The following is a 20,294-nucleotide window of genomic DNA, read 5'->3' on the forward strand; positions in this document are numbered from 1 at the left end:
CCTCCTTTATATGTACTAAAGTTTAATACAAATAAAGAAAAGATTCAAGGCACATAACTGCAATCAGACAAGGATATTACATGGTTTTCAGCAATTCATACTAAACCTGTATTGCAAAACTCTGATTTACAAAAATGTGTATAAATTTTATGCTTGAGGTCCGAATGGAGAAAATCATGCAGATAACCGATTACCTTTCCGAACCTTCTGTGCTGTTTTTGGACAGTACTGACAAAAATGAAGTGCTTGCATCCATGGTAGCACATGCGGCCCGCTTAGGCCTCGTTCCCGATGAACACGCTTTCAAGAAAGCCCTTCTTGAACGTGAGGCTTTGATGAGTACCGATATCGGTTGGCAAGTTGCCATCCCACATGCAAAAATGCCCGGTATTCCTGAATTTTTCGTTATTCCGACCATCCTTTCCCATGATAGTGATTGGGGTGGAGGAGAAGGCCAGACAGTTCGCCTTATATTCCTGATCGGGGGTCCCTCCGGCAGACAGACTGATTATCTCAAGATTCTTTCGAAGATTACGCTTGTCATCAAGAATAAAACACGAAGAGAATCCCTTTTGAAGGCTCAGGATGCCAAGTCAGTACTTGCCGCATTCGCCGGACTATAGAATCAGGAAACGGTATATATGCAAACTTTTTTATATCTCGCTGCTATTTTTGGTGCAGGCTATTGCATCAAATTGGTTTCCAACGCAATTAAGATTCCTGAAGTAACAGGATACGTTTTGCTTGGTGTCATCCTTGGAAATTCCGTAGTAAAACTGCTTACACCTGAAGTACTGACGGCTCTCAGTTCACTGTCGACTATCGCCTTGAGCCTGATAGCATTTACCATCGGCATCGAACTTAAGCTTGATGTGATCAAACGTCTTGGTAAAAGTATCTTTGCAATCGTTACTTTTGAAAGCCTTGGGGCATTTGTAGTGGTACTGCTTGTGCTTCGTTTCATTTATAAGGCTGATTCCAATACAGCATTGTTGCTTGGCGCTGTTGCTTCTGCCACCGCGCCTGCGGCAACGGTTGCAGTAATCAAGCAGTACAAGGCAAAGGGGCCATTGACCTCTACTATCCTGGCCGTCGTCGGCTTGGATGATGCTGCAGCTCTTATCATTTATGTCTTTGTAGAAGGATTCGTAAGTGCAAATCTTGTAGGTGCTTCCGTTTCGGTACCAGCCATGCTTGGCTCTGCCCTTCTTGCAATCTGCATGGCATTGGGGCTGGGATTCGTTTCAGCCCTTCTGTATCGGCTGATCCTGCACAACGTCAAGAACAATGACAGCATCACCTTGTTGCTTGCAGCTTTTCTTTTTGCCTTGCTTGGAGTAAGCGAATTGCTTGATGTTTCTGAATTGCTGTCAATCATGACGTTTGCCATGGTCGTTGTGAACACTACACCTACATTGAGTAAGAAAAGTGAGAATATTGTATCAGCTTTTTCTCCCCTTTTCCTTACAGCTTTCTTCATCCTTGGGGGTGCTCATCTCAATATCGGTCTGATCAGCAAGATTGGTATACTGGGGCTTTGTTACTTCTTTGCCAGAAGTGCAGGCAAGATGGGTGGTGCAACACTTGGAGCAATCCTTGGAAAAGCTCCGAAGAAAGTACGTGGTTATGTCGGCTTTGCTCTTTTCCCGCAGGTTGGCGTTGCCTTGGCTTTGGCATTGGCAATCAACAAGAAGTTTACCATGCCTAGGTTTGGTGCAACAGGAGTTGCTTTGGCAAATACCATTATAAATGTACTTCTGTTTACAACAATTATTACCGAAATAGTAGGTCCCATGTTGACCCGCCTTGCGTTGACGAAGGCTGGGGAAACAAACAATGGTACTGAACACGATGCATAGGGGGAGGAAATACTATGAACCTGTTGATTATTGCATTGTCCAAAGTAGATTATAAAGAAGACGTATTCCTTGCTCTTCAGAGTGTAGGTATCACCAAAGCATCGACACTTGATGCTGAGAACCTAAGCCACGAACTGGGAAGTGAATTCAGCCTTTTTACGGGCTTTTTCCAAGGTGGTGATAGCCATGAAGGAGAGAAGCTGATTATTCTTGCGCCTATTGATTCGCCTGATGATGCAGCGGAACTGCTTTCCAATCTTGAAGCCGGTGGCATTCCTGTCAAGGAAGAAGACATCCTGGATCTTTTCGTAGTACCGCTTGGGTTGTACTTTGATCAGGAGAAAGGACTGAAGAAAAAGTAACCACAATGGTTATGGCAAGGAAACTGGATAGTTCTGGTTATTTTGTCGTTCTGTTTCAGTTCCTTGTTGTTTTGCCAGAAGCCTTTTGAAGTGCAGGAAGTATTTCCTGTTTGATTGCCCTGAGTGCAGGTTGACCTGTCGGGGCAATTTTTTTATTTGTACAGAAGTAGACTTTACTAGTCGAAAGCCGCCAGAGCTTACTGTGCCTGAAGGTGATTTCCTATTGACGGGTATTGAGAAAACATATATATTAAAGAGGGTTTAAAAAAGAGGTTGGGTATGCAGACTGACATGAAATTAGTCCGTGAATGCAACTGCAAGAAACTTCGGCAGGTATTGCGGAACGGCAAGTCGCTGACAGTTGCACAATTGGCTGCCAAGACGGAAGTTTCCGTCGTGACTGTCCATGCGCTTCTTAATGACTTCTTGGGCTCTGGAGAAGTCGTGGAAATTCCTTCTGCAGCAGGACAGAAAGGGCGTCCTGCCCGATGTTACCGACTCAATGGAGCTTTTTCATTGACGTTGGTACTTGCCTTGTACCGTCGGAAAGAAAAAAATGTGATTGATCTCAGATTGTTGGACCTGCTGGGTACTTGCCTTGCTGAAGAAAGACAGTGGATATGCCCTGCGGATGTACCGGCATTCCTGTTGCAGCTTGTTACGGATTTCAAGCAACAGTATCCTGCTCTTTCCCTTGTTGTCTTTGGTATTCCCGGTGTCTGTACTGATGGGAAGATTACAAGATGTGATTGCTCTAGCCTCATAGGCTGGGACCTTGGCAATTTTCCTGTAAGGACCATTGTCGAAAACGATATCAATGCAATGGTATATACACATGCAGGTACCGATGATGTCTGTGTCGGTATGTATGTACCGGACGGTGATGCCCCTGGTGTCGGTATCTGCATACATGGACATATCTTCAGGGGATTTGCGGGGCTAGCCGGTGAAGTAGATGCACTTTTGCCTGATTGCCAGTGGTATAGGCCTGAAGATAGGGCAGCTTCATTGTCAGTGCTTGTCAGAGCCATTGCTTTCCTTTTGAATCCCAGTCGTCTGATAGTCTATGTACAGCGTCCTGACCAAGCAGAGGAAGCTTTGTTCAGGGCTTCGCTTAGTGACAGGCAATTGGGTAGCATCGAATTTATTTCTTCTATGGAAGAAGATTATCTTGCAGGGCTTGCCGCCCTAGGTCTTGAGGAGTTTTTCAGATGACTGTCCTGTTGATCATCATATATTTGTCTTTCATCAGCCTTGGACTTCCTGATAGCCTATTGGGTGCAATCTGGCCCTCGCTTCATCTGAGCCTGTCTGTTCCCGTAAGTTATGCCGGAATACTAAGCTTTATTGTGTCGGGAGGAACTGTCGTCTCAGCTTTGAGTGCCATGTGGCTTTTCAAACACGTGGGAACTGGCAAAACGATTGCCTTTTCTACACTGTTGACGTCTTTGGCACTGTTCGGTTATTCCATTGTTCCTTCCTTTTGGTTCCTGTTACCCATTTCTCTCGTGCTTGGACTTGGTGCCGGTGCCATTGATTCCGCTCTCAACAACTATGTCGCAGTCCATTACAAGGCACGGCATATGTCGTTCCTTCATTGCTGTTGGGGACTTGGCGCTTCGATAGGGCCGTTGATTTTGTCAGCATTCCTTGCAAAGGGGAGCTGGCAGGCAGGATACAGGACTATCGCTTCCATCCAACTTTGCCTTGCTGCCGTACAGTTTGTTTCTATGCCGTTATGGAAAAGAAACCAACAGTGTGAAGTTAGGGGAGAAGTCTTGCAGGTTGCAGAAAGGAATTCCAAGACCATACCTTTGGCTTGTCTGGCTTTCTTTTTCTATTGTTCCTATGAAACGGGGAGTATCCTGTGGATTGCGACTTATTTTGTCAAGGTACTTGGTGCGGATCCTGTCTTTGCTGCAAAGGCTACTTCTGTCCTGTTTATTGGCATTACCGGTGGCAGATTCCTTTCTGGGCTTGTTTCTGATACGGTAGGTGTAGTCCGTATGATTTATATCGGTATTCTGCTTGCACTTTTGGCAACAATAGGTTTCCTGTTTGTCTCTGCTCTGTATGTTGCTTTGACTTTTGTTTTTCTGATAGGTCTTGGTATGGCTCCACTTTATCCTTCGATGATTCACCGTACGCCGCGCCGTTATGGGGCTGTGGATTCTCCTAGGGTAATAGGGCTGCAGATGGCCACTGCCTATGTCGGATCTTCAATAATGCCTCCTGTCATAGGTATCATATCTGTACGGGTAGGTTTCCGGATGCTTCCGATTATCGGTTTGGTCTGTCTTCTCTGTATGTTGGCCTGTACATGGATAGTGGAACATTCGAAGCCGATTCTTATCTGAGTTATAGGGACTGTCTACCTGTTTTTTAAAACTTTACGGGAAATGATGTGTTTTCTTTGTTTGGGACTTGGCTTTTCTGGAAAAAAAATATATGTTCTGCAGTAATCCGTCCGTAAGTTTCGGTAGATGGTCTCTGCCAATATGACCGGTTGTGTATTTCAGGTTTTATATCTGGGGTGAGGTCTATAATGACAAAAGATTTGACTGAAGGAAAACCTTTGCCGCTTATTCTGGGATTTGCTTTCCCTGCGTTGCTTGGGTATCTGTTTCAGCAGTTTTACAGTGTGGTGGATACTTTGATAGTCGGTAAGAGCCTTGGAGTGGAGGCACTTGCTGCCGTCGGGTCAACAGGAGCTGTCAATTTCCTGATCATCGGATTCTGCATGGGACTGTGTGGTGGTTTTTCAATTCCCGTTGCACAGAAGTTCGGAGCCAAGGACTATCGGACGATGCGTCAGTATGTGGTTAATTCCGGCTACCTGTCCATAGTATTTGCAATCGTGATGACAATACTCACGGTTATTTTCTGTCGCCCGATTCTTGAGATGATGCTGACGCCGGCAGATATCATTGATGATGCGGTTGCTTATATCCGCATCATTTTCTGGGGAATTCCCTTGATCATTCTCTACAACATGGTTTCAAGCATCATCAGGGCGCTTGGAGACAGTCGGACTCCGGTATTGTTCCTTATCTTGGCATCTTTGCTGAATATCGGTTTGGACTTGTTCTTTATCCTGGTACTGGGGCTTGGGGTTGCAGGAGCTGCCTTGGCTACGGTGATCAGCCAAGGAGTATCGGGGATTGCTTGCTTTGTTTTCATGTTGCATAAGTTTGATGTCCTTGTATTTTCCATTGATGACAAGAAGTTGCGTCCTTATCATTTCAAGACATTGTGCGGGGTAGGGGTTCCGATGGGACTTCAGTACTCAATTACAGCTATCGGAAGCGTCATTCTGCAGGCATCCGTAAACTCTCTTGGTTCCGGTGCTGTAGCGGCTGTTACCGCTGCTTCCAGGATTTCCATGTTTTTCTGTACCCCGTTTGATTCCCTTGGAACGACCATGGCTACCTACGGTGGACAGAATACCGGTGCAAACAAACTGGAGAGGCTCAAGTCAGGAGTCGGAGGCAGTTCCGTGATAGGACTGGTCTATTCCATCTTTGCTTTTCTTGTCATGCTTCGCTTCGGTGACAAACTCAGCTTGCTTTTCCTTGATGTGACTGAACAGACGATTGTAGCTGAGGCACATCAGTTCCTCGTTACTATCAGCGCCTTCTATTTCCCTTTGGCTTTGATAAATATCCTTCGTTTCATGATACAGGGCATGGGATACAGCAGGTTTGCTATTTTCTCTGGCATCTTCGAAATGGTTGCGAGGATTCTTGTTGCTCTTTTTGCTGTGCCGGTATGGGGATTCAGTGCGGTCTGCTATGCTTCACCTTTTGCTTGGATACTGGCAGATATGTTCCTGATTCCGGCTTTCTTTGCCTGCTATCGCAGGCTTGAAAGGAAACTGAACAGGATACCGGAGTAAGTGACTTGCCGATCACACCGGATTCCCGTGCAAATCACGAAAATCCGGTGCCTACTAGAGTTCAAGGGAATATCCTTGGAACTGGTGAGGAAAAGGAGAAGGTATCATAGGTCTGGCAGGAAAGATTCTCCATACATCTGCAATCCTGTACATGGGGGAACATATCAGGCAATCCTGCCGATTGATAGATCAGGAATTGACTGTGCCCAAAGCCAGCAAGTGCTTGATCTGCTGTTCGGGGTATGATCCTGATAATCAATCAGAAGACGAGGCTGTAGTTTCATTTTTTGAGGATTCTCTTCAAGTAGGCAAGGTCCAGTAGGTTTACTGCCTCAAAATTTCCTTTATAGAACACTCCCCAGTTATTGAAGACACAAGGCAGGTCCTTTGCCTGTTGCAATGTATCTACTTGAACCAAGGATACAGGAATATCATTCATTTCACAGTATTGCCTTACCTTTTCAATACTTTGAGAGATGTAAGGACATTGCATGTCATAATAGATTGTCAGTTCTTTGCTGTCGATTTTTTCTTTTTTTGCATTTCGTGCAAATTTCGGTGTCGTTCCGTCAAAAGAAAGTGCAAGCAGTCCATATCCGTTTTCAGTAGCATCGACGGTTTCAAAACCAAAGTCATTGCAAAGGATTGGTTAGAAAGCCATTGCCGTTTTGCCTCAACACCTGGATGAGGTTTTTTACTGCGGATGATGCAGCATAGATGTTCATAAGAAAGGTTTTCTGCGGTCAAGTTTATAAAAGCAGTATGCAAAGTCAAAGCTCCAAGCTATCCTTCTTCAAAAGAAAGTCCCAAATCCCCATGGTGATGATACCATCATCATCTCTCTTCAACTTGATGTCATCCTTGACCACAATGATCTTTTTGAATGAATCACCGATTCCAAGCAATGGACGGCGTTCCTGCTTCAATTTTTCCTGCGAAGACATTTCAAAAGCGGATTGAATATAGTATTTCTGCCCTCCTCGATTCGCAATGAAATCTACCTCAAGCTGCTTATGTTTCCGTAAACCTCCAGGCAGGGTTTCTGTAAAATCCACGATACCGACATCTACCCGATACCCTCGGACCCTAAGCTCATTGTAGATAATGTTCTCCATTATATGATTTTCTTCCTGTTGTCGAAATCCCAACCTGGCATTCCGCAGTCCGACATCGGTAAAGTAATATTTTTGCGGAGTTTCAATATATGCCTTGCCTTTCACGTCATACCGCTTGGCTTTCTCCAACAAAAAAGCATCTTCAAAAAAACTGATATACCTGCTGATTGTCTTATCAGTAATCCTACTATGCTTGACCGTTTGAAACGTCTTTGCAAGTTTGCTTGGATTGGTCAGAGAACCTATCGAGGAAGCCAGGATATCTACAAGCTCTTCAACTTCGCTTTCATTCTGAACCCTGTTATGTTCCAGGATATCGCTGAAATAGACCTTTCTGAAAAGAGAATCAAGATATTCAGCCCGAGTAGTATCGTCATCCATCCTAAGGATCAGAGGAAGCCCACCATACGTGTAATATTCCTTCCATGCTTGTGATATGGAACCGTCATAGGCACTGCAATATTCTGAAAAATTCAAAGGATATACACGAATCTCATCACTGCGCCCCCGTAACTCAGTAAGGATATCGCTGGAAAGAAATTTCGAGTTGCTTCCAGTAACATACAGATCTACATTGTCAATATGATTGAGTCCGTTGACAAGGTCAGAAAAATCTTTTACGAACTGGATTTCATCCAAGCAGACATAATAAGTATCAGAATCCTTTATCAGAGCCTTTATGTAATCATAAAGAGCATGTTTGTCCCGAAGCGATTCATTTTTTAAATCATCCAGGGCAATTTGGACAATATGATCCTCTTTTATTCCTTTGGCGATAAGATAATCACGATATAACTTGAATAGCAAATATGATTTGCCACATCTCCTTATTCCTGTGATAACTTTCACCAGTGTATTTTTTTCACGCTTGATAAGCTTATCCAGATATTCATCTCTTTTGATTTCCATATACTCTCCGAATTTCCGTGTAAATCACTGAAATTCGGTATCAGTATAGCTTAAATGAACTAAATTGCAATAGAAACTTACCGGATTTCCGTGCAAATCACGAAAATCCGGTGCCTACTAGGGTGCAAGGGAATATCCTTGGAACTGGTGGGGAAAAAAGAAGGTATCATAAGTCGAGCAAGAAAGATTCTCCATACATCTGCAATCCTGTACATGGGGGAACATATCAGGTAATCCTGCTGGTTGATAGATCAGGAATTGACTGTGCCCAAAGCCAGCAAGTGCTTGATCTGCTGTTTAGGGTATGCTCCTGATAATCAATCAGAAGACGAGGTTGCAATTTCACTTTTTTTGCATTTTGTGAAAACTTCGGTGTTGTTCCGTCAAAAGAAAGTGCAAGCAGTTCATATCCGTTTTCAGTAGCATAGATGTTCATAAGAAAGGTTTTCTGCGGTCAAGTTTATAAAATCAGAATGCAAAGGTAAAGTTTCCATGCTACCACCTTGTTGCTGGTCAGATAATCATATTGTATTCCTGTATTTGAAAAAGAATTTACGGCAGAGTTTATCATACTGCAGGATAATTTTCTTCATGAAACGACTCTGGGAAGATATATCGGTATATTGCATCTTCTACAGAAGGAACTTAAATTTTTTTTGTAAAGACCAGCATCAATTCTACATTGGCATTGGCGTGTATGCAAGGACAATACATTTTTTATATTACTTTGTACCGACGACAACGAACCATTTTCCATTTGCATGGATATGCGTTTCTATGGAACTGAAACCGGTTTGTTCCATTGTATCGGCGATTTCAGTGGGCGAATATATCTGTAGGTCGATATATTTCTTCCATAGTCTTGTATCTTTTTCCGCATAGGCTTCATTTGCTACCATGAAGTGTCCACCGGTTTTCAACACTTTGGCCACTTCTGCAAAATTTTGGGTGAGGTCAGGCCAGAAATAGACTGTCTCGAAAGCTGTAACACCATCAAAAGTATCAGAAGAGAAAGGCAATTGGGAGACATCGCCTAAGGCAATCTTTACACTGCCGTTTGCTATTGCTTTCTTATTATATTTCTTTGCTTTGTTGATGCTGGCTATCGAATAATCTAGGCCAAAAACAGTATTTTGGGTTTTCTTTGCCATTATGCTGATATTCCGACCTCCGCCACAGCCGATATCCAGCAGACGGTCATGGTTTTTGATAGGGAAAAACTGCAAGGACCATATGGCACCTCTATGATGTCCTACATTCATTATCCAAAGCATGGATTTGCCGGAAAAAGAGGTTTGTGGCTTTCTTGTATTAGATAGAAAATTTTTAAACATACTCTATTTTTTTTACACGAAACAGAATTTGTCAAGGGCCTGTTTGTCCAACAGAAAATAGAGATAGTGGAAAAGGTTGTATGTGACGGCCGTATTTACCTAGGTATACGCATTTCGTCTGCGTGTTTAGTTTTCGAGGTTGCATCCTTATGGACAACCTAGCCTTTGCAGTTTTTCTTTCTGTTCTATGTCCTTATTGATGATTGATGATTTGTAAGTGCATGTATTTGGTTACGGTATGCAAGGCCAGAGAAAAAAGGAATCCGGCAAGGACCGGATCCCCTTTTCTTGCATGAAATATCAGATGGTATAACCTTTCTCTTTCCAGATATCTCTTAGCTTGAGCAATCTCTTGCCTGCAGCATGGAGTGTTCCTTCCTGTTTTGCAAAATGGAACCTGATGAGGTTGTGTACTGGTTCCCTGAAGAAACTGGACCCAGGGACTGCGGCTACGCCGACTTCCTTGGCAAGCCACTCGCAAAAACGCGTATCATCATGGCTGTCAAATTGGCTGATATCTACCAGGACGTAGTAAGCTCCCTGGGGACGGGTATAAGGCAATTGTATCTGATCCAGGTATGAGAGGAAGACATCACGTTTCTTTGTATAAGCCGAAAGGAGGTCGGTATAGTAGGAAGGGGGAAGCTCCAGACCTGCTACTGCTGCTTCCTGCAATGGTGCTGCGGCTCCGACGGTGAGGAAATCATGGACTTTCTTGATGCTGTCCATGGCCTTTTCAGGGCCGATTACATAGCCTAGCCGCCATCCTGTGATGGAGTAGGTTTTTGACAGGGAACTGCAGGTGATCGTCCGATCCCACATGTCAGGCAATGTTGCAAAATGAATGTGCTTGTATGGTTCGTAGACGATGTGTTCATATACTTCGTCTGTAATTACCCATACATCATGTTTCTTTGCAAGGTCTGCAATGTAGTCAAGTTCGCTTCGGGTAAAGACCTTTCCCGTCGGGTTGCTTGGGTTGCAGAGAATGAGGGCCTTCGGATGCTGCTCAAAGGCCTTTGCAAGTACTTCCTTGTCAAATGAGAATTGAGGAGGAACCAGAGGCACATAGATGGGAATTGCTCCGCTGAGTATGGCATCTGCTCCATAGTTTTCATAGAAGGGAGAAAAGACAACTACCTTGTCGCCAGGGTTCACTACAGAAAGCATTGCAGCCATCATGGCTTCGGTTGATCCGCAGGTAACTACGATTTCCTTGTCAGGATTGACTTGCCGTCCACTGAAGTATGCTTGCTTTTTTGCCAAGGCTTCCCTGAATGTCTGTGATCCCCAGGTCACTGCGTACTGATGGGGACCCTTGAATGCAATCTTGGAAAGGGCTTTCTGCAGTTGCATGGGAGGATCGAAATCAGGGAAGCCCTGCGAAAGATTGATGCTTCCGTATCTGTTTGCCACGCGGGTCATGCGGCGTATGACTGACTCGGTAAAACCGTGTGTTCTGTTGCTTGTTTCTGGCATGATAGGCTCCTCGATCATACAAGTGATTCGACTTTTGCAATTGCTGTTCTGACTAGCTTATCGTCGACGGGAAAAGGAAGCAAGTGGATTGATTCATGAGGGACGAGTGTCGCTTCAATGACTGCATCTATTTTCTTTGTATCGGTAGCGTCAACGCCTAGATCAGCAAATTTTGTGGGCAGGCCCATGACTTTGAATTTGTCATAAAGCTTTTTCAGTTCTGCATCATCTCCAAGCAATGCAGCTTGGACAAGGGTGCCATAGGCTACCTTGAGACCATGCAGCCTGTCATGTGTCTCCTGAAGTACTGACATGCCGTTGTGCAAGGCATGGGCAGCAGCGACTCGTGTAAAACGTTCTCCAAGTCCACCGACCAGACCACCTCCTGCAATGACTGCATCGACGACTTTGATGAATGTAGGTGTCAATTCTTTTGCTTTCATGGCAGCAAAAGCCTGTGGACCTTCATCCAGCAGTACTTCGCCGATCATCTTGGCTGTACGAAGTCCCAGTTCCACTGTCAACGGCAGGTTTTCCAATCCCTTGGTGAGGATATCAGCTTCGTACCATTTTGCAATGGTATCGGCTACCCCAGCTTGCAGATACATCTGTGGGGCATCGAGGATGATCCTGGGTTCGATGAGCAACAGGAAAGCTGCCTTTGAAAAGATTTCGTATCCCAAAGCCTTGCCTTCCATCGAATACCATACGGAAAGCGGGGTCCAGGCTGCACAGGTTGCTGCGATGGTCGGGATGGCGACGAATGGTTTGTGCGCTTTTTCTGACAAGGCTTTTGCTGTATCAAGGACTGTACCGCCGCCGATTCCTATGATGGCTGGAGCAGTTGTGGCTTCTTCTGCGAGGGCATTGACTGCTTCATGGGTACAATGGCCTTTGATTACATGACTGCGTGTCCCTTCTGCTGTATATGCTTCAGGCAGGTATGGGGCAGCTGCCTTTCCTGCTTTTTCGCCATGCAGCCATAATGAGTTCTTCAATTCTTCTTCCGTAAAGAATGTGTTGAGTTTTTCCAATGAGCCGGCATAGGAAAAACAGTTGTCCGGTCCCGGTTGGATCCTTATAGATGGATATTCCATGATGATGCCTCCGATAGCAGGAGAAACGCCAATTCTGCTGACGTTTCTTTTTTTATAAATATGTGCAGGATGCCGTATCAGTGTACGAACTTTCCTGCAATCTTGTCGCCGATGATTTGGGCGACCTGGACGATGATGACAAGCAGGACAACTGTCACGATCATGACGCCTGTCTCATAACGATAATAGCCGAACTGAATTGCAAGATCTCCTATGCCTCCGCCTCCGACGATACCTGCCATGGCCGAATAGCCGATGAGGCTGACTAAGGTTACGGTAATTGCCCGTATAATGCCAGGTCTTGCCTCTACAAGCAGGACATGGGAAATGATGAGTTTCATGGATGCTCCCGTAGCGACGGATGACTCGATGACTCCTCGGTCTATATCTGCAAAAGCTCCTTCGATGAGTCTTGCATGGAAGGCTATGGCACAGAATGAAAGGGGAACCGAAGCTGCAAGAGGTCCGATTGTCGTGCCTGCAATGAGTTTTGTCAGAGGAATCAACACGACCAGCAGGATGATGAAGGGAATCGACCGGATAAGGTTGACTATTGCCCCCGCGATGATGTTGATCGTCCTGTTCTTTGTCAGTAGTGGAGTCTCCGTCATGTAGAGCACAAGACCCAGCAACGTACCGAATACCAAGGCTGCCAGCAGTGATATGATGACCATCTGGAATGTCTCATATGTGGCTTTCCAAAGATATTGGTGAAGGATTTCCAAGGTTTCTTCAAGCATTGGATTGCTCCTTTGTCAGCAGTTCTACTGACGATGTGTTTTCCTTCAGGTAGATGAGGGCCTGGCTTCTGGCGTCAGGAGCTCCGGTGAGGCAGACTACCAGGATACCGAAAGGTTTTCCGTCGATGTATTCGATCTTGCCATGCACGATTGAAAGGGAAATGCTGTAGCGTTGGGCTACGGTTGCAATGACCGGGTCAAAGGCTTTTTCTCCGACATAGGTCAGCTTGAACAGCTGTCCGTCTGCAGGGATTGCCAGCTCGTCAGGAACTTCGATATCGATGACTCTTGCCACCATTTTCTGGGTAACTGTCTGTCTGGGAGAAGTAAAAAGCGAGTAGGTGTCATTGACTTCAATGATATGCCCATGGTCCATGACGGCGATCCTGTCAAACAGTTTCTTTGCTACTTCCATCTGATGGGTGATGAACATGATGGTCAGGCCCATCTTGCGGTTGATCGAGCGCAATATGGAAACGATGCCTTCCGTAGTTTCAGGATCCAAGGCACTTGTTGCTTCGTCACAGAGCAACAGTTCCGGGTTGTTTGCAAGGGCCCTTGCAATGGCTACCCGTTGTTTTTGTCCTCCTGAAAGCTGGGAAGGATATGCATGCAGTTTGTCAGACAACCCGACCAGGTCAAGCAATTCCTTGACTCTGCCTGGGATATCTTCTTTCTTCCAACCTGCTGCCAGCAGGTTGAAGGAAATGTTCTTTTCTACTGTAGAACCTGAGATCAGATTGAAATGTTGGAAGATCATGCCGATTTTCTGCCTGAGGGCTTCCAGTTGTTTCCCTTGCAGCCCTGTGATGTCCTGTCCGTCAACCAGTACATGTCCCGCTGTAGGTGCCTGCAGGAGATTGACGACCCTTGCTAGCGTACTCTTACCTGCTCCGCTTGGACCGACGATGCCGAATATCTCACCTTTCCTGACTGTCAGGTCAACACGGGAAACGGCATGTATCTCAGTACCTTCTGCAGTAGCAAAGGAAACTGAGATATCCTTGAGCTCAACCAAGGCTCTGCCTTTTTCGGGTAGAGCCGTTGTCTGCTTTTCCTGCATTGTCATTCACCTTCGCCGTAGGTATCGATCCACCACTGCGGGCGGTCAAAGGAATTGAACAGGCTGCCTTCCTTTGTAATGGCATCATGGAAATCCTTTGACTGTATTGCTTCCTTGAGTACTTTACCCAATGGGGAATCTACGTCTGCAGTCCTGACGGCCATGACATTCTTGTAGCCTTCTGCCAGTTTTTCTATGGCCAATGCCTTTGAATAATCCAGACCTGCAGCTATGGCATAGTTCCCAGGGACGATGCCGATGGCAACACTGTCCAGGCTGCGGGCAATCTGAGCGCCATCCAGGGTCTTGAACTGCAGATGCTTGGGATTTTCCGCTATGTCGATCAAGGAAACCTTTGTGGGGTCAATGTTGTCCTTGAGGGTAATGACATTGTATCTTGCAAGGATGCCTAGGCTGCGGGCAAGGTTGGTGACATCACTTGCAATTGCAATCTGGTCCCCGTCCTGAAGTTGGTCAAGTGAGGTGTATTTCTTGCTGAAGACTCCGGCTCCGGCGGTCGGGACGGTGATGATCGGAGAGATGTCAAGCTTGTTGGCCTTTGCGAATGCTGTGAGGTAAATGGTATGCTGCATCAGGTTGGCTTCGATTTCTCCTTCACTCAGTGCTTGGTCCGGCTGTACCCAATCGGAGAACTGGACAACGGAAACTTTGTATCCCTGTTTTTCCAAGTAAGGGGCAATTGCCTGCTTGACCATGTCTCCATAAGGGCCAGGACTTACGCCGATCCTTATATCCTTGCTTGTCGTTGCTGTCTGTGTTTCACTTTTTCCGCTTGCAAAGGCAAGGGAGCCGATTGCCAGTAAGATGATGCTGAATATGGCTGTTCTTTTCTTCATGATTTTTTTCCTTATGCCATTGTTGAAGATGACCATTTGATAAATCCTCTGAGGATGATATCTGGGTCACTGTTGTTACGATAAAAATATAGAGATGTGGTGGATATGGGGGGTATACTGCGCTTTTCAGCGCATCATCATGAAGAAGCACATCATCATGCAAAGAGAAGAAACGGTTGTGAAGCTTGTGGTAAATGTACTCATGTCCTTCTCCTTTGCGGTTTTCCGCTTGATGTGTTGCCGTAACAATTGCAGATTATACAGAATGTGTCAAGAGGATTTAAAAAAATCCAGTGGTTCTTGACGTTCTTTTTTTCTCCTCTGTATGGTCAAGACAGCAGAGGAGGCTATGGTATGCTTTGTGTTGACAGCGATCCGTGCAAAGTCTGATTAGGACGGAACTGCATGGAGGCTATCGGAACATCATTCCGTCCTGAAGACTTTGCATTTCACTGATGTATAACTCAATGAAATAAGGAAGCAAAGTCAAAATGAAACTACATAGTCTTGATCTGAGGGAACTGAAAACTTTTTTCATCCTTTGGATTACACAATCTTTTTCTCAACTCGGCAGTGCAATGACAGCCTTTGCACTGATCATCTGGCTCTATGGTCAAAGCGGTTCTGCGCTTTCGACAGCCCTGCTGTCCGTCTGTTCCTATGCACCATATGTATTGCTTAGCCTTTTTGCAGGCGCACTGAGTGACCGCTGGAACAAGAAGGTCACTATGTTGGTCTGTGACAGTCTTGCAGCCATAGGTACGGTGGTACTGCTGATTCTTTTTCTTGCTGCAATCAATCTGACGGCTTCGATGTATGAGACTGCATTGTCTCCTATGTTGCTGTCACGGCATGGAGGGGGTGCTGAAACTTTAGGAATGGTGACTATGTGTACGGGATTGGCAACATTGTTCGGTAGCATCATTGCTCCATTGCTGCCGGAACCCAAAAGTAGGATCAAGGTAATCTGGTGGACGCTGTTTTTTCCCATGAGTACCGAGAATTTTCTTCTTGCTTTGGGAAGGACAACGGCTGTTTGGTGTTTTGGAACAATACTGGGATGGATGTTGATTCCTATCATGCAGACCAACATGGAAACCGTTCTTCGTCTGCATATTCCCATTGATATGCATGGACGTGTCTATGCTGCAAGGAATTCTTTTCAGTTTTTTTCAATACCGGTCGGCTATCTGTCAGGGGGCATCTTGATTGACAAGGTATTCGAACCTTTTGCAGCAAACAAGGCTTCTGCACTTTTCCGATTGGCTTTCGGCACGGGAAAAGGAACCGGAGCTGCATTTCTCTTTGCTGTCTTGGGCATGGCTCGTATCGTTATCTGCCTGGTGTTTCATAAAAATAGGGTTTTATAGGAGTTTGAAAATAAAGCTATTGCTTTAGAAAATATAAAGTAATTAATAATAAAGTTCCTTTAACGGAATATAAATAAGGTGTTATATGGATCAGGATAAGTATTTCCCCGCTGCTATCTCAGATACATGGGAGCTAAGGTCTGTTCCTGTGGTTTGGTTGAAGGAGCGTCTTTTTACTTCTGAACAGGATTTTCCTACTCAGAAGAGGAAACAGGAAGGTTACCCAGATACCTGAAAGGCTATAGCGAAGAAAAGCACCAGGGATATAGAGTGCTGCAGGAAGCAACAGCTTGATGCCTGCCAAGAAGACGATGACTGCTGTTATGCAGGATGCTATTCTGATTGCCTTGGTGGTTTTTGTTCCTCTGAGGTCTATATCCAGATAAGCGGTTTCAAGGGCAAATCCCAAGTAACCTGTTCCTCCGAAAGCCATGATCTTGAAAAGATCGGTGAACGCTACAGCCTCAATCAGCTTTGCCTGCAGCAGAAATCCCAAAGCCAATGCACCGGCAGTCAGTATGCTGCCCACAATTGATGAAAACTTGATTTTTTTCTTTTTGTTCCTGCAGAGATCCAGTAGCCTATCTGGCAGCAGAAAGGTACAGGCAATGCCTATGAGATAACCTACAGCTACGTCAACCGGCCAATGGACTCCTAGGTAAAGTCTGCTGATGGCAACCAGGACAACCATGATGCTTGCAACGACCCAGGCCTTTTGGGTCTTGATGTATCTTGCCAATGAATTGTAGGTAACTGAGGCTCCCGTAGTGTGTCCGGAAGGAAAGGAGTAACCGGTTGCCGTGGCAAGTCTTTTTCCTTTGATGCTGTCCAACACTTGGAAGGGCCTAGGAGCCTTCACGATTGCCTTGATGCAGCCCATGGAGAGGATTGCCGCCAATATAGTCGTGACGAGGGCGAATCCCTCATCCTTGTCCATGGCATACAGTACCGTGATACCTACCAGGATAAGGATGCCCTGTTCGCCGAACAGGGTAATGACCTGAAAGAAGATATCAAGGGCAGGATTTCCGATATGCTGGAAGAACATGAGGATTGCTTGTTGCATGGCATCTCCGAGTTTTCTGTTTTGTTTCCATTGTGGATGCTCAATCTCAGTTTGTCCAGTTTAAAATGACTTGGATGTGATGATATCGTATCGTTAGCTTCCATGTCACTTGATGATGTCTTCCAGAAGTACCTCCAAATTCTGCATGGAAAAATGCCGGCTGCCTATGTTGAAGTTGGTATTGACCGATGTAGTCCGCTTTTCTTTGTCGAACAAATAGGATATGCATTTTTCACAGGCAGTTTCCATGGCTTTTTCATTGATATGGATAAGCTGACGTGTTTCGTCACGCTGGAAAGAAGAGCCGAAGCTTGCATAGTCAAAACCAAACGGGCGGATGTCCGTGCAGAATACCGGATACTCAAAGACAGCCATAGGTACCCGGGCAAAAAGCCCTTCAAGGAACTGGTTGCCCCAGCCTTCCCAATATGAGGGATAGGTAATGAGATCGGCATGGGCATAGGTATCCCACAGGCTGTAGACCTTGTGTCCGTCTGCATGGCCTCTGTCATGGCTGATATACCGGTGGGCGCAGATAAGGCGTACTCCTTTTTCCTTTGCATATGTTTCAAGCCTTGCAAGGTACGTACCAGTTCCATCGTCTCCATCGTACCCTGCAAGCACAAGAGTGAAGGTGCTCTTTTCTGTAAATATCCTGCCATCATAGAGCTTCTTGCCCAATAATGAAGTTCTGTGTGCTTCCAAGTGTGCAGCCAAGTCAATTGCCAGTTCTATTCCCTTTCTTTCTACGATCCTGGTAGCCTGCAGGAGCAATACTTCATCATCACTGATGCCGAGTGTTTTCCTGAAGTCCATGTTGAATGCGTCACGGACCCATGGAGCTCCGTCAAAATCGAAGACATTGGGGATAATGGTACTCTGCAGCCCTGTCTTTTCAAGCAAGGTAGCCTGACCCTGATGATTTATGACTACGTGTCCGTAGGCTTTGTCCCTGGGCGGAATGTACATTTCTGCAATTTCTTCCATGAACCGGCAGCCGAAATGAACGCCTCCGATCCTTTCCCAATAAAAATCATGATGTTGGGCGAGGACGGTAAGCTGCCGTTTCCTGCATACCTGTTCCATTGCTATGGCAACTGCAGGATTCATTGCCACGGACCAGATGTTTTCAGGAATGACCATATCAATGTGCTTTTCTGTTACGAATCTGTCGATGACCCTTTCAGCCTTTTCTGCTTCATCCATCAGGACGTTTCTGAATGTGGCTTCATTGCTGAAGGTCGGCTGTGCACAGAAAGCAAACCCATACAGTTTCCTTGCTATGGAGGAAGTGTGGAGCAGGCTTTCATGGACTATGTTGCCATTGTCGCCGATCTCTCCTCCAAGTTGGTGAACCGTATGTCCCAGTGCCCGGAGAGCTTTTTCCCATTTGTCCATTTCCAAGGAGACACCGTCTGTTCCTTTGATCTTGTAGTGGATCATTGCTATGGTATGTAGCTTCATTTTCCTATACCTCCAACCATGCTACTTGATACGGGGCAAGTACTCCTTGGAAAACAGAACCAAGGAGATTCCTTTTCCCTTTGTAGCCGATCTGTACTTCAGTACTGCTGACGTTTATCAGACAGCATATAGTTCTGCCGTTTATGCTGCGTTCCAAGGCGAAGACCCGTTTGTCAATATCCTTGAGTACCTGTTGGCCGGCATAAGGAGAGAAACAGGGTTCTTCCTTCCTGATATCCAGCATTTTCCTGTAGCCTTTGAGTACCTTTGCATTGATGGAACTCCCATCCTGCAGTTTCTGTGTCAGGCTATCATAGTCCAGTTTTTCTCTGTTGATCGATCGGTAGCAACCGGTGGACTGTACACCTTCCGTATCATTCCGGTTTCCTAGCAAACTATGTATATAAATACCGGGGACGCCTTTCAGAGACAGAATGATAGCCTGTGAAGCAAGGAACCTGCATATTTCAGCATCCTCTGGTATTTTACCGGCAATATTCAGTGCGTCGAAGAAATTGATATTCAGTTCATATCCGCTTTTGGTACCGTTGCCGTTATCCTTGAATGAAACATGTCCGCCCTGTTCCTGGACCCTGTCGGCCATCAGCACAATTTCTTCTTTCGGTATGATACCCCGTGCCGACATCAACCCGATACCATCGTGGCTGGCTAGGAAATTGAAGAATGCAGTATCTGGTCCGGGTGTTTCCAATGTCGCAGCCCAATTGGTCAATATCGTCGTATCCTGGCGCATGAAAGTATAGAGGGTAAGCGGTGGCAGCGGAAAATTGTAGACCATGGTAGCTTCGTCCGACCCGTTGCCGAAATAGGAAATGTTTTCCTTATGCGGGACGTTTGTTTCAGTGATTATCTTGACATCCATCTTTCCCATTTCCAGCATCTTTCTCATCAGCCTGATGATACTGTATACCTGCGGTTGATGCAGACACCGGGTACCGGCCTGTTTCCAGATGAAGGCAATGGCATCAAGCCTGATTATCGAAGCACCCTTGATGGCATAGAAACATAGGACATCAAGTATTTCCATGAGCAGATCAGGATTGGCGTAGTTCAAATCGATTTGGTCACTGGAAAAGGTCGTCCACACATACTTCTTGCCCTCTGTTGTGTCTACAGGCGTAAGCAATGGTTGCAGCCTGGGTCTGAACACCTTGCAGTAATCAGCTTCCGGATCACAGGTAATGAAGTAGTTGCTATAGGGTCGCCTGCATGCCAGATATTCCTTGAACCATCTGCTGCTTCTTGAGCAATGGTTTGCAACAAGATCAAACATCAGCTTATAATCCTGCCCCAGGCTTTCTACATCCTGCCAATTGCCGACCTTCGGGTCGACTTCCTTGTAGTCGACGATGGAAAAACCATCATCTGAGGTATACGGGAAAAAAGGGAGGATATGTACAGTGCTGATGCTGTTTCCTACATATGTACATAAGAAATGGTGCAAGGTCACAAGGCTATGGGAGGCATGCCTTTTTCTGATGTTGTCACCATAGGTAATCAGTATCGAATCTTTTTCGCTGAGCCGCTTCCTTCCTGAAGTGCTTTTCTGGGAGGTCCGGAGGCGACTGACCTTTTCCAAGACCTTGGGCAGATATGCTTCGGCAGTTTCTGTCCCATAGAGGAAAGTCAGTTCCTCCTTGATCAGATGATCGTCTGTTTTCAT

At 45.6% G+C, this 20,294-nt stretch carries 18 protein-coding genes and 2 pseudogenes; 8 read left to right on the forward strand and 12 right to left on the reverse strand.

Going from position 1 to position 20,294, the window contains the following annotated elements; all coding sequences use genetic code 11:
* The first annotated feature begins 149 nt into the window (after positions 1 to 149).
* The 7 genes from LKE40_11205 to LKE40_11235 all read left to right on the forward strand — a co-directional run bounded on the left by LKE40_11205 (position 150) and on the right by LKE40_11235 (position 6,362).
* Positions 150 to 623: a PTS sugar transporter subunit IIA gene (locus LKE40_11205; protein ID MCH3917996.1), complete on the forward strand. Its 474-nt coding sequence runs from the start codon at positions 150 to 152 to the stop codon at positions 621 to 623.
* A gap of 18 nt (positions 624 to 641) precedes the next feature.
* A complete protein-coding gene (locus LKE40_11210; protein MCH3917997.1) occupies positions 642 to 1,859 on the forward strand; it encodes a cation:proton antiporter in 1,218 nt (405 codons plus the stop codon).
* A 14-nt stretch (positions 1,860 to 1,873) separates the two neighbouring features.
* On the forward strand, positions 1,874 to 2,221 hold the full coding sequence (locus LKE40_11215) for a hypothetical protein (GenBank protein ID MCH3917998.1): 348 nt from the start codon (positions 1,874 to 1,876) through the stop codon (positions 2,219 to 2,221).
* Between the two features lie 279 nt (positions 2,222 to 2,500).
* Complete coding sequence (locus LKE40_11220) at positions 2,501 to 3,436, forward strand: hypothetical protein (GenBank protein MCH3917999.1); 936 nt, start codon at positions 2,501 to 2,503, stop codon at positions 3,434 to 3,436.
* A complete protein-coding gene (locus LKE40_11225; protein MCH3918000.1) occupies positions 3,433 to 4,578 on the forward strand; it encodes an MFS transporter in 1,146 nt (381 codons plus the stop codon). The genes LKE40_11220 and LKE40_11225 overlap by 4 nt, the downstream gene beginning before the upstream one ends.
* Positions 4,579 to 4,766: 188 nt before the next feature.
* Positions 4,767 to 6,116, forward strand: coding sequence for an MATE family efflux transporter (locus LKE40_11230; protein MCH3918001.1), 1,350 nt, complete (start codon positions 4,767 to 4,769; stop codon positions 6,114 to 6,116).
* A 27-nt stretch (positions 6,117 to 6,143) separates the two neighbouring features.
* A complete protein-coding gene (locus LKE40_11235; protein ID MCH3918002.1) occupies positions 6,144 to 6,362 on the forward strand; it encodes a hypothetical protein in 219 nt (72 codons plus the stop codon).
* 34 nt (positions 6,363 to 6,396) lie between these two features.
* On the opposite strand, the pseudogene LKE40_11240 reads toward LKE40_11235, so the two are convergent.
* The 9 genes and pseudogenes from LKE40_11240 to LKE40_11280 all read right to left on the reverse strand — a co-directional run bounded on the left by LKE40_11240 (position 6,397) and on the right by LKE40_11280 (position 14,710).
* Positions 6,397 to 6,884, reverse strand: a pseudogene (locus tag LKE40_11240) (YoaP domain-containing protein).
* A 2-nt stretch (positions 6,885 to 6,886) separates the two neighbouring features.
* A complete protein-coding gene (locus LKE40_11245) occupies positions 6,887 to 8,140 on the reverse strand; it encodes an ATP-binding protein (GenBank protein ID MCH3918003.1) in 1,254 nt (417 codons plus the stop codon).
* A gap of 334 nt (positions 8,141 to 8,474) precedes the next feature.
* A pseudogene (locus LKE40_11250) lies at positions 8,475 to 8,561 on the reverse strand (GNAT family N-acetyltransferase).
* A gap of 301 nt (positions 8,562 to 8,862) precedes the next feature.
* Entirely contained in the window at positions 8,863 to 9,402 is a 540-nt protein-coding gene (locus tag LKE40_11255) for a class I SAM-dependent methyltransferase (GenBank protein ID MCH3918004.1), read from the reverse strand.
* Between the two features lie 372 nt (positions 9,403 to 9,774).
* Entirely contained in the window at positions 9,775 to 10,953 is a 1,179-nt protein-coding gene (locus LKE40_11260; protein MCH3918005.1) for a pyridoxal phosphate-dependent aminotransferase, read from the reverse strand.
* Between the two features lie 14 nt (positions 10,954 to 10,967).
* Positions 10,968 to 12,050 carry an oxidoreductase gene (locus tag LKE40_11265; protein ID MCH3918006.1) on the reverse strand — a complete coding sequence of 361 codons (1,083 nt, stop codon included), beginning with the start codon at positions 12,048 to 12,050 and terminating at the stop codon, positions 10,968 to 10,970.
* A 77-nt stretch (positions 12,051 to 12,127) separates the two neighbouring features.
* On the reverse strand, positions 12,128 to 12,790 hold the full coding sequence (locus LKE40_11270) for an ABC transporter permease (GenBank protein ID MCH3918007.1): 663 nt from the start codon (positions 12,788 to 12,790) through the stop codon (positions 12,128 to 12,130).
* Entirely contained in the window at positions 12,783 to 13,808 is a 1,026-nt protein-coding gene (locus LKE40_11275) for an ATP-binding cassette domain-containing protein (GenBank protein ID MCH3918008.1), read from the reverse strand. The genes LKE40_11270 and LKE40_11275 overlap by 8 nt, the downstream gene beginning before the upstream one ends.
* A 47-nt stretch (positions 13,809 to 13,855) precedes the next feature.
* Positions 13,856 to 14,710, reverse strand: coding sequence for a MetQ/NlpA family ABC transporter substrate-binding protein (locus tag LKE40_11280; GenBank protein ID MCH3918009.1), 855 nt, complete (start codon positions 14,708 to 14,710; stop codon positions 13,856 to 13,858).
* Positions 14,711 to 15,201: 491 nt separating this feature from the next.
* On the opposite strand from LKE40_11280, the gene LKE40_11285 reads away from it, so the two are divergent.
* Positions 15,202 to 16,080, forward strand: coding sequence for an MFS transporter (locus tag LKE40_11285; GenBank protein ID MCH3918010.1), 879 nt, complete (start codon positions 15,202 to 15,204; stop codon positions 16,078 to 16,080).
* Between the two features lie 133 nt (positions 16,081 to 16,213).
* Here the strand turns inward: LKE40_11285 and LKE40_11290 are convergent, their stop codons facing one another.
* The 3 genes from LKE40_11290 to LKE40_11300 all read right to left on the reverse strand — a co-directional run bounded on the left by LKE40_11290 (position 16,214) and on the right by LKE40_11300 (position 20,294).
* Entirely contained in the window at positions 16,214 to 17,146 is a 933-nt protein-coding gene (locus tag LKE40_11290; GenBank protein MCH3918011.1) for a phosphatase PAP2 family protein, read from the reverse strand.
* Between the two features lie 105 nt (positions 17,147 to 17,251).
* Complete coding sequence (locus tag LKE40_11295; protein MCH3918012.1) at positions 17,252 to 18,610, reverse strand: glycosyltransferase family 4 protein; 1,359 nt, start codon at positions 18,608 to 18,610, stop codon at positions 17,252 to 17,254.
* A gap of 4 nt (positions 18,611 to 18,614) precedes the next feature.
* Positions 18,615 to 20,294, reverse strand: a complete 1,680-nt coding sequence (locus LKE40_11300) for a sugar phosphorylase (protein ID MCH3918013.1) — start codon at positions 20,292 to 20,294, stop codon at positions 18,615 to 18,617.

This window comes from Spirochaetia bacterium (assembly GCA_022482625.1).
Lineage (GTDB): Bacteria > Spirochaetota > Spirochaetia > Sphaerochaetales > Sphaerochaetaceae > Pleomorphochaeta.

Excerpts from the sequence above, each read along its gene's own strand:
- LKE40_11290 (MCH3918011.1), bottom strand. The coding sequence starts at position 17,146 with ATGCAACAAGCAATCCTCATGTTCTTCCAGCATATCGGAAATCCTGCC.
- LKE40_11270 (MCH3918007.1), bottom strand. The coding sequence starts at position 12,790 with ATGCTTGAAGAAACCTTGGAAATCCTTCACCAATATCTTTGGAAAGCC.
- LKE40_11300 (MCH3918013.1), bottom strand. The coding sequence starts at position 20,294 with ATGAAAACAGACGATCATCTGATCAAGGAGGAACTGACTTTCCTCTAT.
- LKE40_11205 (MCH3917996.1), top strand. The coding sequence starts at position 150 with ATGCTTGAGGTCCGAATGGAGAAAATCATGCAGATAACCGATTACCTT.
- LKE40_11220 (MCH3917999.1), top strand. The coding sequence starts at position 2,501 with ATGCAGACTGACATGAAATTAGTCCGTGAATGCAACTGCAAGAAACTT.
- LKE40_11280 (MCH3918009.1), bottom strand. The coding sequence starts at position 14,710 with ATGAAGAAAAGAACAGCCATATTCAGCATCATCTTACTGGCAATCGGC.
- LKE40_11245 (MCH3918003.1), bottom strand. The coding sequence starts at position 8,140 with ATGGAAATCAAAAGAGATGAATATCTGGATAAGCTTATCAAGCGTGAA.
- LKE40_11215 (MCH3917998.1), top strand. The coding sequence starts at position 1,874 with ATGAACCTGTTGATTATTGCATTGTCCAAAGTAGATTATAAAGAAGAC.
- LKE40_11230 (MCH3918001.1), top strand. The coding sequence starts at position 4,767 with ATGACAAAAGATTTGACTGAAGGAAAACCTTTGCCGCTTATTCTGGGA.
- LKE40_11225 (MCH3918000.1), top strand. The coding sequence starts at position 3,433 with ATGACTGTCCTGTTGATCATCATATATTTGTCTTTCATCAGCCTTGGA.
- LKE40_11295 (MCH3918012.1), bottom strand. The coding sequence starts at position 18,610 with ATGAAGCTACATACCATAGCAATGATCCACTACAAGATCAAAGGAACA.
- LKE40_11265 (MCH3918006.1), bottom strand. The coding sequence starts at position 12,050 with ATGGAATATCCATCTATAAGGATCCAACCGGGACCGGACAACTGTTTT.
- LKE40_11260 (MCH3918005.1), bottom strand. The coding sequence starts at position 10,953 with ATGCCAGAAACAAGCAACAGAACACACGGTTTTACCGAGTCAGTCATA.
- LKE40_11210 (MCH3917997.1), top strand. The coding sequence starts at position 642 with ATGCAAACTTTTTTATATCTCGCTGCTATTTTTGGTGCAGGCTATTGC.
- LKE40_11255 (MCH3918004.1), bottom strand. The coding sequence starts at position 9,402 with ATGAATGTAGGACATCATAGAGGTGCCATATGGTCCTTGCAGTTTTTC.
- LKE40_11285 (MCH3918010.1), top strand. The coding sequence starts at position 15,202 with ATGAAACTACATAGTCTTGATCTGAGGGAACTGAAAACTTTTTTCATC.